We start from the raw sequence: 13,190 nt of genomic DNA on the forward strand, positions 1-13,190 counted from the left end.
GCTACCATGTCGGTAGCTTTTGTTTTGTGGGCAGAGTGAGAATTAAACGTCACTCATAAAATCGCCACCACCACTGTCATCCCATGAGCTTGCGCCGCCATCGTCCCAAGAGCCGGCATCACGTACACCAAAGTTTGGATCCAAAGATGCTGGGCCGCCAACTTGGTTCATGTTGGGGTTAGAGCCAGCATTGGAATGTCCGTTATCGTGACCACCCATGAGATTACTGGCTAATGCCTGACCAGCATACATACCAGCACCCAATGCAGCGCCAGTGGCAAGGCTACCCATCAAGCCGCTACCCATACCACCGGCAGCTGGTGCTCCGGGGTATCCAGGACCTCCAGGGGCACCGGGACCACCAGGATATCCAGTAGGACCACCTGGAGTGCCAGGGTAACCAGCGCTTGGGGCGTTATAGACCTGTACCGCTTGTTCTTTACGACGCTTCATCACAATAATGACGCCTACTACCAAGATAGCAATCAAACCCCAAAAGAGTGGATTACTAAAAATAGAAGAAGAGGGTGAACTAGCAACAGAACCGCCTGCGCCACTGGCGAGTTGCACTTGTAGTTTTTGCACGGATTCTGGTTGAGCAAAAGGCAAGCCAGGGGCTAAGTTTTGCGCTTTGATGAAATGATTGCGCGCTAGATCTACTTTACCTTCTTTGAGGTAAAGCTCAGAAGCCACATAGTGCGCTTTTGCACTATTCGGATGGTTTTGCAGAACCTCTTTCATCATGGCATCGGCTTTAGCCATCTGTCCAGATTGCACCGCTTTATATACCTCTGGCAAAGTTGCCTCAGCAAATGCGACGTTGCTAGTTAGCAGTACCGCCGCTGCGAATACGCCAATAAATAAATTGATTGCTTTACGAATGTTCATCAAGACTCCTTGTAGGATGTTTCGTCTGAATTTCATTATCCCTAGTTTGGGGATTTTTGCTATTCCCTACTCATATTGGGTCTTTAGCGGGGGATTTCAAGGGGCCTAAGGCTAGATGACTTCCTTGAGTCCACCCTTAGAGGAGATTAAAAAGGCCTTATTAGGCTTGTCTTTCCGAATGCGCGCGAGCTCAGCCTGATAGCCCTGTAATTGCTTGCGGTATTTATCGTACTTCTCATCACCCTCTTCTGGAATCGCGAGCTTGTAATCCAGGATAGCCAAATAATCATCAAACTCTACTAAGCGATCCATGCGGTAGCTTTTACCTTGCTCGTCCGCTATATCAATCTCATTCCAGGCCTGCACCCACTGATTATCCGTAAGGTAAGGCTTGAGTATGGGCGCATCCATGACAAGCTGGACACGCTCCATGAGTTTTTGGGCACGCTCTTGATCAATGCTGAGCCAATTCATGAGCTCTTGCTCGCTTGGCATTGAAGCTGTAACTTGACTGCCAGAATGTGCGGTCAAGAACTCCAATAGTTTATGAAAATGCGTGCCTTCTTCCAAAATTTCCGAGTCTGGCTGCGCTACTGCTTGTGCTTGCTCTTTTGCCTTTGTGGCAATGGCTAGTGCACCGCTCTCAATGCTGGCAATAGTTTCTTGGTGGGATTGTTTAGCAGCGTCCCATGACAACTGGAAATGATTTATCTGAAATAGTTCGCTATCGTTGGAGATCACCTGCTCTTGCTTTTGCGGGATTACTTCACCCAATTGGGTGGGATCTACAATTGCCATGCCAGCTGCCAGCGCCCTGCCATACCAAGATTTTTGGCTAATGCCATCTCTAATGTGAGAGTGCACGCCACTAATCCATAAGCCTTGCTGTGCGCGCGTCATTGCAACGTATAGAACGTTCCAATTTTCATTCTCACTCACTTCATTCTCTTTTTGATAGATTGCTGCGCGCTTCTCACTCAAGGACTTCGCGGTATACAAGGATAGATGGCTTGGGCTGGTTTCATCCGGAGACCAATCGAGCAGTACTCCGCGCTTAGGCGCTTTCCACTCGGTATGGTTGGCATCTAGCATGATCACAAATGGCGACTCTAATCCCTTAGCACCATGAATAGTCATGAGACGTACACGCTGATGCCGATCTTCCTCGGTCATCTCACTATCGAGATCTACCTCACCAATATCTTCCTCGGCTTCGGCCTCTACATCCCCTTCATCAGGCGTCTCATCATCGTCACCCCGACGCATCGCATTAATCTCTTCAATAAAGCGACTCAAACTCGGATAGCGACCGCCATCTTGATTTAAGGCAAGCTCCAAGAAGGCATCTAAATTAGCCAGTACCTGTGCACGCGCTAGATTTTGAGAAGCCACTGCATAGTTGACTCGTAAATTACTCTCTTGATAAATCAGATCAAGCAGGTCATGTACAGGCAATACTTCACCTAAACTTCTCCAGCGCTCCAAATAGCGTGCCGCCTTCTGAATCTCACGCTCAGAACTACTTTGTAAAGCATCCCACCAAGAAGTTTGAGTTTGACCTTGGCTCTCGCTTTGACTATCACCCACATGACTACTGAGTTTTTGCATTTGCTGCTCAGTGAAACTAAAGATGGGGCTACGTAATACCTGCGCCAATGGCAAGTCATGCCTAGGAGATACCAAGACAGTGAGTAAAGCAATTAAGTCATCAATCTCTAAAGTATTGAGTAGTCCACCGAGGCGAGAACTGTCATAGGCCAAACCTGCCTCGCGCAACGCTCGTTCAAATTGCGGTAAGTAGGCACGTCGTTTAACGAGCAATATAAAGTCGCTAGCTCTTGCTGGGCGCCAATAGTCCTTACCATCTTTTTTATCAATTACTTGGCGTGTTGCTATTACATGATGAATCAAACGACTGACTTGTTGACCCTCCCAGTAGCGTTGCTGTACACCCACAGTAAGCCCCGAATCCTCAATGGGGTTATCTAAAGCACTACCAGTACGCTCAGCATGGTCTTGCTCTACACGCTCAATCAGTGGCAATAATATCGCCTCACCCTGAGTAGCAAACTCGTGCTTAGCAATACCCTCTATTGGCGCCTTCCAGTCAGTATCCTGTTTTGAAAACACATAACTTGATGGAATGGCATCCGTTAAAAAGATATTGTTCACTGCATCGTTAATTGCATGTGCATTTCTGCGGGTGGTGTTTTTTTCTAGATACTTCGCTTGCAAAGTAGATTGCAGAAAGCTAGTTGCGCTAGTAAATAGTCTTGGGTCAGCACGGCGGAAGCGATAAATTGACTGCTTCGGATCTCCCACAATAAAGACACTTGGACGAGAGCCGTCTTGTCCATAGCCCTCTAACCAGGATCGCAAAATCTGCCATTGCAGTGGGTTGGTATCCTGAAACTCATCAATCAGGATGTGACTGTACTTCGCATCCAATCTAGCTTGTAGATAAGCTGCATTCGCCGGATCCGCCATGAGCTGGCTCACGCCAATCTCTAGGTCATCAAAGTCGCGCACGCGCATAGACTCTTTCGCCTTTTGCATATGCCCTAGCATGGCTTCACTCATGGCAAACCAAGCAGCGTTGATCGCATAAGCATCTTGATCATTTTGCCAGGCAAACCATGCCTCATATGCATCTACCCAAGCATTTCGAATGGAGGTAATCTGCGCTGGGTCGCCACCAGTTGCGGCAAGGTAATCACGCATGGGGGCAGATATATTGGCTATATCGTCTGATGGTGTCAGTGTACTTTTAGCGTAGAAACAGCTTTGCCATTCATCTGCAATCTCTACGATAGATTGCCCCGCTGCGTGAAGAGCGATCGCCTGCTGAATCAAGGGCAACCTTTTCTTTTGAGTGGCTGTGCCATTGCTAAAGCAATCAAGCATCACCTGCAAATCTTCTTTGGTGCCAGGGCGCCGCCAATATTCTTCTAGCGGGTTTGGCAAAGCTAGATTGGGCAAGCATTGCGCCAAAGCATCCACTGGCGAAATGCCCCTAGTCTTGTATGAAGCTAAGAAGAATGTCCAAGCACCTCTTTGCTTAAAGAGGCTGTAATTGCCCATCAAAAACTTTTCGGTCTCAAATGCGCCAAATGCTTTGAGTAAAACGTCATAGTGTTTTTTAAGATCAGCAGACAAATCTCCCCACCAATCTTGCATGCACTCCTCCTGCAAACGCTTAGCATCTTCGCGAAGATTAAATCCAGGCTGAACTTCTGCTGAGATTGGCGCCGCTCCAAGAAGTCTTCCGAACCAGCCATGGAAGGTGTCAATCACAATCGATTGAGGACTCATCAATACTTTGAGGTAAAGCGCTCTCGCTTGCGGTAATAAGTGCTTGGCTTGGGCATCATCTAAACCCCTGATGGTGAGCTCCTGCAAGAGTTGCTCATCAGTCATTTGAGAAAACTGTTCTAGCAATCCATACAAGCGGTCACGCATTTCTTGTGCAGCTTTACGAGTAAAGGTCAGCGCTAGGATCTCTTGAGGCTTAGCACCAGCTAGCAATAAGCGCACCATGCGCGCAACTAAGAGCCAAGTCTTACCACTGCCCGCACAAGCAGAAACAATCACTGAGTTATTGGGGTTGCAGGCTACGGGGTAATCAAAATTATCTTTCACCACATCCCCTTTCTGCAAATGCCCCTAGCTTCGCAATATTGGCAAACACTATCTGGCGCAAAAGCTTTCATGGGTTTGCGTGCCCATAAGACTTCTAAATCTTCACGAAGCTGCTCTGAAAATTGCTCCATCATCTCTGGCATCTTTTCAACCGGATGTGCTCTGACAATTCTGTCATTGGCTTTTTTAAGATCTGCCTTTAGTGAAACCCACTCAGCCTGCTCAACAGTTCGCTCAGGAAGATGCGCAGCAATGGCATTCTCATTGACTGCGCGGGCATAGATTAACAATTGCGGATCATCCAAAAGACGCTCTGCCCGCTTCTTAATTTTGGCAATCCCTTGGTTCTTGTAATCAATGACTGCGGCAACATTGGACTGATTGGTATTCACATCAAAGCGGTCAGCGCGACCTGCAATCTCAATCTCCCTCTCGATACCATCAGCGTCAGTCAGTGTGATGGTGAACCCGACTGATAGCTCTGCATCGTGATATTGCCAACCCTCTGCCTCACGCTTAATTTGCCAATCTACAAAGCTAGGGATCTGCTTTTGCCAATCACGTAAAGTTCCAGTGACCCTGGCATCACCCTGAATCAAGCGCTCAAACTCTTTTTCTGAATGCTTTGTGAGATGCTCTTGCATCCATAAGCGACGAGCATCTTCGCCCTGATGAATGCTTGAATGGGATTTTTGCTCTTCTGTTTTTAATGCTTGGAAAAAGTTTTTTAATAAAGCATGCAAAACCTGCCCTGCCAATGAGGCATCAAAGCCTTCCTCAAATTCTTTTGCCTTACGCAATCTCAGGATGCTGCGGACATAGTAGCGATAAGGACAATCTCTTAAAGCCTTATATGCACTAGGGGACATGCTCACTGGCAAAGCAATCTCTGGATTGACCGTAGTGACTGCCTCCTGCAAAGGACGGGAGTGATCTGCATGCGTATCGGGCTTCACTTCTAATATTGACCAATCTGGAAGTTGCGTACGCAGACGACTAATCCAGGCTGATGGTCTGAGCGGTTCACCGCTCTTACTTTTACTTTGCCAAAGCAATTCCACCTCAGGACAAGAAATTAATAATTGCGATAGATCTCTGGCTTGCTGAATATATTGCGCTGTTATGGTGGAGGCTTTTAATAATCGATTGAGCGTGTCCGAGAAAAATAATGGCGGTTCAGAAAACGCTGGTAATTGTTGCTCATCACAACCCACCAAGACAACAGCATCAAACTCACGTAAACGTGTTGAGCTCAGAGGCAGGATGCTCAGAGTTGCTTCCGCTTGTTGCCCCACCTCCTGATACGAGGCTTCTTCAATAACTGTCTTGAGTAAGCTCAGCCATTCCGGCAAACGCATACTAACTTGCCGGTAAGCTCCCGCGCCCAGATCAAAGGTCTTGAGCACTTCAAGCAACTGTTTACCGGCAGAGTCTTTCTCAAGCTCTTGTGTCATACCCATCTCTTGTAGATTGGTATTTAAAAGCGCATAAGCATTTTCACAATCGAGCTTGAGCTCCAACCACTGGGCATGATGCCGTTGCAAGAAAGTAAGCAGCTCTAAGAGTGATTCATAAGGCACACTATCGCGCGATGATGAATAAACGTTGGCACGCTCAATAGCCATCCGAAAGGTTTCCCAACCAGACTTTGCTTGGCTTGCAATCAGAATATCCTCGAGCTGCGCAATCAGACTGACACAAGCCTGTGGCGGCTTTTGTAAGGTATGCGCAATATCAAAAAAAGGATTTTGCAAAAACTCGAGCAAAGCACTGGCACTCGGTCCTTCTTTTGGTGAGCGGACTAACTCTAACCAACTATTGAGCGAGGCAGCGGCGCGAGTAGTCGACAGCTTCCAACCGGTTTCATCCCGAATACGCAAACTAGGGCCAAAGCGGGATAACAATGCCCGCGCCCTTCTTGCAGCCAAACGATCTTGTGCAACTAGAGCGATATTGGTCTTGCCAGCAATTAAGTGGGCCTCAATGGATTTGGCTGCAGCCCAAGCTAGTTCTTCAAAGCGTCTAGCTGCTAGCAACTTCCACCCATTGTGAAAGCTTGCTTGAACATTGCGATCTATCTGAATCTGTTGTTCGCTATCTATGGGTTTGAGTTGACCCTCAGCATTTTGACCGCTTAAGGCTTCAGACCATAGCGCTACTGAATGCCAATCTAATCCAATATTGACTACGGGTGCAAATTGCGAATACTCCTGCAAGTACTCCGAGATCGTCTCTTGATCGATTGGCTTAGGATCGGCAGTCTCTACCCAGATCAAAGGCCTTGCAAGAGCTTGATTGGTGCCGGCTGCTTGTAGGTGGGCAGCCAAGGCGATATGTTTACGTATTACAGGATCACCAGCACTACTGAGATAGCGCCAGAAGGCTAATAACACTGTGGACTCTTGATCAACGACTTTACGAGATAAACCAACATAGGCTTTAGCAATTGCTTGATCTAACAGTGTTTCTACTTTTTTTACCCATAACTCTGCATCGAGGGTTGGGTTTTGCACTAAGGCATTAATCTCACTTTGCATCAGTGGCACGACTGCCTCTGATAAAGCATCGCATGCATCGATCACTGCCTGAGCTAATCCCCATGCACCCGCCTCATTCTCAGCCTTGAACCAGCTTTGCAATATTTTATGTTTGCGCAGATTAATGTAAACAGATAACCAACGCTCTAGATTCGTTTGCTTCTTGGGGAACTTCCATGCGCCTGGCGCTGCTTCTAGCCAATCGTTAAAACTCATCACTTGGGGCAAGAAGGCAATCTGGCTCGGTAGATCCTTTGGTCGATATTTCTCTAAGGCTGTCCTGACTCCCATTAGTGGACCTGCCGTGCTCAGCACCACTAAGGGGCGTTGATTGGTTTGCACTGCACAATTCCAGATACCCTCGGCGAGTGATCTCAGAGCATTAGCATTGGGTGTGATCACCCAAGCATGCGGCTGCTTTTGCTTGTTTAGGGTTGGAAACGGGTGCGGCATTGAGGTGAGTTCTATGGCTTCTTTTGAGAATTTAGGCAGAGACTGTGGCTTATTGCTAATATAAGCGTTGTAGCGCAATAAAATATAAAACTAAATAAGACTAATTAAGGAATTTTCATGAGTGCCGGCATCAAATATGTAACTGACGCTTCTTTCGAGGAAGACGTTCTCAAGTCCGATAAACCTGTTCTCCTGGACTTCTGGGCTGAGTGGTGCGGTCCTTGCAAGATGATCGGCCCTATCCTTGAAGAGCTGGCTGGCGAATATGGTGACAAGATCCAAATCGCGAAGATGAATGTAGATGAGAACCAAGGCGTTCCTGCCCAGTTCAATATCCGCGGTATCCCTACATTGATCCTCTTTAAGAACGGCACTGTGGCTGCTCAAAAAGTAGGCGCTTTGGCCAAATCTCAGTTGACTGCATTTATTGATAGTCATCTGTAAATAGTCCCGGATCACAGGTTCACTGGGTGAGCCTGTGGTTTTTAGCTGTTTTTAGTGTAGTATCTGTTTCATTAGTAGTTCAACGCACTACAAGTGCTCTTCTTTTTTTAGCAAACTCCCCCCCTCCCCCAAACATTCTGTTTTTCAATTCTGTCTGATGTCCATCTAGACAGCGATACCCCAAAACACATTTACTTCCCTTTCTACACCCGAGAACCACATGCAATTATCTGAACTCAAAGTACTCCACGTATCCGCCCTGCTTGAAATGGCAGCCAGCCTGGAGATTGAAAATACACAACGTATGCGCAAACAAGAGTTGATGTTTGCCATTCTGAAGAAACGCGCCAAGGAAGGCGAATCTGTTTTCGGTGACGGTACTTTGGAAGTCTTGCCTGACGGCTTTGGTTTCTTACGTTCCCCAGATGCCTCGTATATGGCTTCTCCGGATGACATCTATATCTCTCCTGCCCAGATTCGCCGCTTTAACCTGCACACTGGTGACAGCGTTGAAGGCGAGGTTCGTACACCTAAGGATGGCGAGCGTTACTTTGCATTAGTGAAAGTAGACAAGATCAACGGTTTGGCTCCTGAGGCCTTGAAGAACCGCATCATGTTCGAAAACCTAACGCCTTTGCATCCAAATCGCGTGATTCAACTGGAGCGTGATATCAAGGCGGAAGAGAATTTAACTGGCCGCATCATCGATATGATCTCCCCAATTGGCTATGGCCAACGTGGCTTGATCGTGTCTTCACCTAAATCCGGTAAGACCGTGATGATGCAGCACATCGCCCATGCGATTTCTGCAAACAATCCCGATGCCATCTTGATAGTATTGTTAGTGGATGAGCGTCCTGAGGAAGTGACTGAAATGCAGCGCTCTGTGCGCGGTGAAGTCGTTGCCTCAACCTTTGATGAGCCAGCTGTGCGTCACGTTCAAGTTGCCGAGATGGTGATTGAAAAAGCCAAGCGCTTAGTCGAGATGAAAAAAGACGTCATTATCTTGCTTGACTCGATTACCCGCCTGGCTCGCGCTTACAACACCGTCATCCCTTCATCCGGCAAAGTACTCTCTGGTGGTGTGGATGCGAATGCATTGCAACGTCCAAAACGCTTCTTCGGTGCAGCGCGTAACGTGGAAGAAGGTGGCTCACTCACCATCATTGCAACTGCCTTGATTGAGACTGGTAGCCGTATGGATGATCTCATCTATGAGGAGTTCAAGGGTACCGGCAATATGGAAGTACACCTTGAGCGTCGTTTGGCTGAGCGTCGTGTTTACCCATCGATTAACCTCAATAAGTCCGGTACCCGCCGTGAAGAGTTGCTGGTGAAAGCTGAAAACCTCCAGAAAATCTGGGTATTGCGTAAGTTATTGGCCGATATGGACGATATTGAGGCAATGAACTTTATTGTTGATAAGCTCAAATCCACCAAAAACAATGGTGAATTCTTTGATTTAATGCGTAAGGGTGGCTAATTTAGGCTCTCGAAGTCGGTAAAAGTGCGCTTTGTTGTTGATTTCATGGCATAATTTCGCCTTTACCGCTTTAATAATTTGCATTTAACTTGGGTAAGTATTTAGGTCTCGTATTTTGTTACCTCACCAAAACGGCTGCCCGCTAATAGGACTCAATAATGAAACCTGGCATTCACCCCGAATATCGTGAAATCGTCTTTGTAGACGTTTCTAATAACTTCAGCTTCAAGACTCGCTCCACTATGTCTACAAGAGAGACAATCAAGTGGGAAGATGGCAAAGAATATCCTTTATCTAAGATCGAGACTTCATCTGAGTCACACCCTTTCTACACTGGTACCCAGAAGATTATGGATACTGCCGGTCGTGTTGAGAAATTCCGTCAGAAATTCGGCACTAAGGCTGTTGCTAAGGCTGCTGGTGATGGCGCTGCTAAAACAGCTGAGAAAAAAGCTGCTGCTGCAGAAGCTAAAGCTGCTGAAAAGCCAGCTAAGAAGAAGGCTTAATAATAGGCTTACTCTACAAAGGGGCTGGGGTTTGGATATTCACTATTCACCCTCCCCTGCGAGATAATCAAGGCAGCGTTTGCTGCCTTTTTTATTGCTAGTTTTTTATGGTTAAACTCACCGCCGCCGCCACCACCTCCATTCCACGCATTATTATTTTTGCGTTGACTTTGGTTTATGGTTTCGCTGGCCTCTTTCTGCGCGATCCCTGGAAGAACGAAGATGCCATCGGATTTGGTGGCATGTGGACTTTGCACAGTGGCAAAGCAATCGAATGGATTGTGCCGCACCTTGCGGGGCGTGATGTCTCTCTTGGCTCACCCTTTCCCTACTGGCTAGGTGCCACCCTAATGGATCTATTTGGTCCACTGATTGGTATGGCTAATGCTGCACGTCTCTATGCAGCAGTTTGCTTCTTTGCTGCTGCTCTAGCCATTTGGTATGCGACTTATTTATTAGGACGTCGCCCAGAAGTTCAGCCGATGGTGCTAGCAGTGGGTGGTCAACCGGGTCGTAAAAATTACGGCATGACTTTAGCTGATGGCGCTCTATTGATTTTCTTAGCTTGCGTTGGACTTGCGCAGCGTGCGCATGAGACTACACCGATGATGGCGCAACTCATGGGCATCAGCATTGTTTTGTACGGCACCGTCCGTGGTTTAGATAAACCTTGGCAAGGTGGCTTTTGGACTGGTCTTGGTATTGCGATCGTGGCGCTCTCAAGCAATCTGACACTCAGCCTCATCATCGTCAGCTCCACCATCATTGCAGTGATTGCCAGTAATGCGAAGTTACGCTTTCGTTGGACTTTAACCAGTACTGTTTTGGGTCTAATTGGTTTTGCGATTTGGCCTGCGCTTTGGTATCTGGGTAATCTCACGCCTGAGTGGCGTCATATCGCACAAGAAGGCTGGCGCAATATGCCAGAGATGCGCTCAACGCCTTCTATTGAATCCCTAGGATTTTTAAGTGTCAACTTCTGGGCCTATGCCTGGCCAGTTTGGCCATTGGCTATCATCTCGCTCGCGCACTGGGGTAGAGTAAAAGAGGCAGGTCAATGGCGCGCTCCACATCTGTGCATTCCGCTGAGTTTGTTTATTGGTTGCTTGATTTATGTTCTGTTCCGCTTAGAAGCAAACGAACATGACCTCATCATTTTGATTCCGAGTTTGTCGATCATTGCTGCATTTAGTTTGCCGATTCTTAAACGTGGCCTGATTAGCTTTATTGATTGGTTTGCGATGTTTAGCTTCACCATGATTGCTTTAGCCATTTGGATTATTTGGCTTGCTAAGGTGACCGGCTTCCCAGAATCCACCGCTGCAAATTTGGCAAGACTGTTACCTGGCTTTCAGGCACAGTTTGATTACATTGGTTTTATTATTGCCCTCATCATTACCGGCATCTGGTTGGCGATTGTGCGCTGGAGAACTTCTCGCGCCCCTAAAGAAATCTGGCGCTGTCTCATCATCTCCGCCTCTGGCACTACTTTGATGTGGGTTCTCTTGATGACTTTGTGGCTACCGACGATTAATTACGCCAAGACCTATCGCTATGTATCCGATCGCTTAGTTCAAATTATTGCCAATACACCAGGATGCATTGACACTACTAATCTGGGTCCAGCTCAATTGGCTTCATTTAGTTATTTCACAAAACTGCCTTTGCGTGATGATTCTAGCTGCAATCTGATGTTGACTCACAGCTCTTTAGAGGCCAAGGCATACGCCAGTCTGAATAAAAAGAAAATTGAATTACTCTGGGAAGATCGCCGTGCATCCGATCGTGATGAGCGTCTGCGCCTCTATCAAATTACCCCTGCAGGTAAAGAATAAAACGTGTTGCACTTTAAATTATCGCGTTTGCGCGAGGATATTCCCTCCCTCCTAAAACTCGCAGGTCCACTTCTCATTGGTCAGCTAGCAGTGATTGCCTTTGGTGTTTTGGATACTGCCATGACTGCGCGCTATTCTGCCGATGACTTAGCTGCTTTGGCGATGGCTTCCGCTATCTTTATTAGCATCTATGTTGGCCTGACTGGCGTGATCTCTGCCCTCGCCCCAATTGCCGGACAACTCTTTGGCGCCAAGCGTTTTAGTGAGATTGGTGAAGAAGTACGTCAAGCCACTTGGCTCGCTCTTGGCCTCACCTTATTAGGTATTGCAATCTTGCTCAATGCAGATCACTTGCTGCAAATCTCTCAAGTAACGCCTGATATTGAAGGCAAGGCCAGGCTCTATCTAAATATCCTCGCGATTGGTTTACCTGCCAGCATGGCCATGCGCGTGCTCATGGCGCTTCACAATGCGGTTTCAAGACCAACCGTCATTACCGTAGTGCAACTGATTGGTTTAGGCTTAAAACTACCACTTAATCTCTTATTTATTTACGGGGGCTTTGGCATTGAGGGTATGGGCGGTCCAGGTTGTGCGGTAGCGACCGTCATCATCAGCTGGTTCTGGCTCATTATCACCCTGGGCTTTGTACTCTTTGATAACTTCTATAAGCCGTTCAAAATCTTTGTACGCTTTAGCTGGCCTGACTGGCATCGTATCTGGACTCTCCTGAAATTGGGTGCACCCATTGGCTTTAGCTATTTAATTGAAGTGACCTCATTCACCTTCATGTCGCTGTTCATTGCGCGTCTTGGTACCACCGCCTTAGCTGGTCATCAAATTGTGGCCAATATGGGAACGGTAATTTACATGGTGCCCCTGTCCCTATCGATTGCTACGATGACTTTGGTATCTCAATCTATTGGCGCAGATAAACAAGAGCGTGCAGAAGAAATTGGTTGGTCGTCGGTTTTCTTCACCACCACTTTATGCGTTTTTATTGGGGTGATGGTGTGGATTTTTAGAGTGGCCTTGCTAGATCTTTACGACCCACCGGAAGAGGTGAAGGTATTTTCTATTCCACTCTTTTTGTTTATTGCTTTTTACCAACTCTTTGATGCCCTGCAAGTGACTGCTGCATTTATTCTGCGCGCCTATCGTATTGCCTTCTGGCCGATGCTGATTTATGCAGGCTCACTCTGGGGTGTAGGCTTAGGTGGCGGATACTTGATGGGCTTTAATGTCTTTGGCAATACCCCAGAATTTTTGCAAGGCGCCAATGGCTTTTGGGCTGGCAATAGTATGAGCTTAGGATTGGCTGCACTCTTATTGCTCTACCTCTTCAGAAAAACGGCGGCACGCTTTGAGAAAACGCATCCGCCGGTTGAGGTTTAATTTCAGCACA

8 protein-coding genes are annotated in these 13,190 nt (G+C 47.2%); 5 read left to right on the forward strand and 3 right to left on the reverse strand.

Features of this window, described 5'->3' with window-relative positions:
- Positions 1–42: 42 nt before the first annotated feature.
- From C2758_RS06190 to C2758_RS06200, 3 genes are all read right to left on the reverse strand, one after another.
- Positions 43–888: a tetratricopeptide repeat protein gene (locus tag C2758_RS06190; RefSeq protein WP_215327411.1), complete on the reverse strand. Its 846-nt coding sequence runs from the start codon at positions 886–888 to the stop codon at positions 43–45.
- Positions 889–999: 111 nt separating this feature from the next.
- Positions 1,000–4,527: an exodeoxyribonuclease V subunit beta gene (locus tag C2758_RS06195; RefSeq protein ID WP_251369146.1), complete on the reverse strand. Its 3,528-nt coding sequence runs from the start codon at positions 4,525–4,527 to the stop codon at positions 1,000–1,002.
- Complete coding sequence (locus tag C2758_RS06200; RefSeq protein WP_215327412.1) at positions 4,524–7,517, reverse strand: PD-(D/E)XK nuclease family protein; 2,994 nt, start codon at positions 7,515–7,517, stop codon at positions 4,524–4,526. The genes C2758_RS06195 and C2758_RS06200 overlap by 4 nt, the downstream gene beginning before the upstream one ends.
- Before the next feature lie 117 nt (positions 7,518–7,634).
- Here C2758_RS06200 and trxA point away from each other — a divergent pair, with 117 nt between their 5' ends.
- The 5 genes from trxA to C2758_RS06225 all read left to right on the forward strand — a co-directional run bounded on the left by trxA (position 7,635) and on the right by C2758_RS06225 (position 13,180).
- Entirely contained in the window at positions 7,635–7,961 is a 327-nt protein-coding gene (gene trxA, locus C2758_RS06205) for a thioredoxin TrxA (protein WP_215304272.1), read from the forward strand.
- A gap of 220 nt (positions 7,962–8,181) precedes the next feature.
- Positions 8,182–9,444, forward strand: a complete 1,263-nt coding sequence (rho, locus tag C2758_RS06210) for a transcription termination factor Rho (protein ID WP_046330324.1) — start codon at positions 8,182–8,184, stop codon at positions 9,442–9,444.
- Positions 9,445–9,602: 158 nt separating this feature from the next.
- Positions 9,603–9,950, forward strand: a complete 348-nt coding sequence (locus C2758_RS06215) for a type B 50S ribosomal protein L31 (RefSeq protein WP_173960509.1) — start codon at positions 9,603–9,605, stop codon at positions 9,948–9,950.
- Between the two features lie 107 nt (positions 9,951–10,057).
- Entirely contained in the window at positions 10,058–11,785 is a 1,728-nt protein-coding gene (locus tag C2758_RS06220) for a glycosyltransferase family 39 protein (RefSeq protein WP_215327413.1), read from the forward strand.
- Between the two features lie 3 nt (positions 11,786–11,788).
- Positions 11,789–13,180 (forward strand): MATE family efflux transporter, encoded by a 1,392-nt coding sequence (locus C2758_RS06225; protein WP_215327414.1) that lies wholly within the window; start codon positions 11,789–11,791, stop codon positions 13,178–13,180.
- Positions 13,181–13,190: the final 10 nt, after the last annotated feature.

Origin of the sequence: Polynucleobacter sp. AP-Sving-400A-A2 (genome assembly GCF_018688155.1) — a bacterium.
Taxonomy (GTDB): Bacteria; Pseudomonadota; Gammaproteobacteria; order Burkholderiales; family Burkholderiaceae; genus Polynucleobacter.

Excerpts from the sequence above, each read along its gene's own strand:
- C2758_RS06190 (WP_215327411.1), bottom strand. The coding sequence starts at position 888 with ATGAACATTCGTAAAGCAATCAATTTATTTATTGGCGTATTCGCAGCG.
- C2758_RS06200 (WP_215327412.1), bottom strand. The coding sequence starts at position 7,517 with ATGCCGCACCCGTTTCCAACCCTAAACAAGCAAAAGCAGCCGCATGCT.
- trxA (WP_215304272.1), top strand. The coding sequence starts at position 7,635 with ATGAGTGCCGGCATCAAATATGTAACTGACGCTTCTTTCGAGGAAGAC.
- rho (WP_046330324.1), top strand. The coding sequence starts at position 8,182 with ATGCAATTATCTGAACTCAAAGTACTCCACGTATCCGCCCTGCTTGAA.
- C2758_RS06215 (WP_173960509.1), top strand. The coding sequence starts at position 9,603 with ATGAAACCTGGCATTCACCCCGAATATCGTGAAATCGTCTTTGTAGAC.
- C2758_RS06220 (WP_215327413.1), top strand. The coding sequence starts at position 10,058 with ATGGTTAAACTCACCGCCGCCGCCACCACCTCCATTCCACGCATTATT.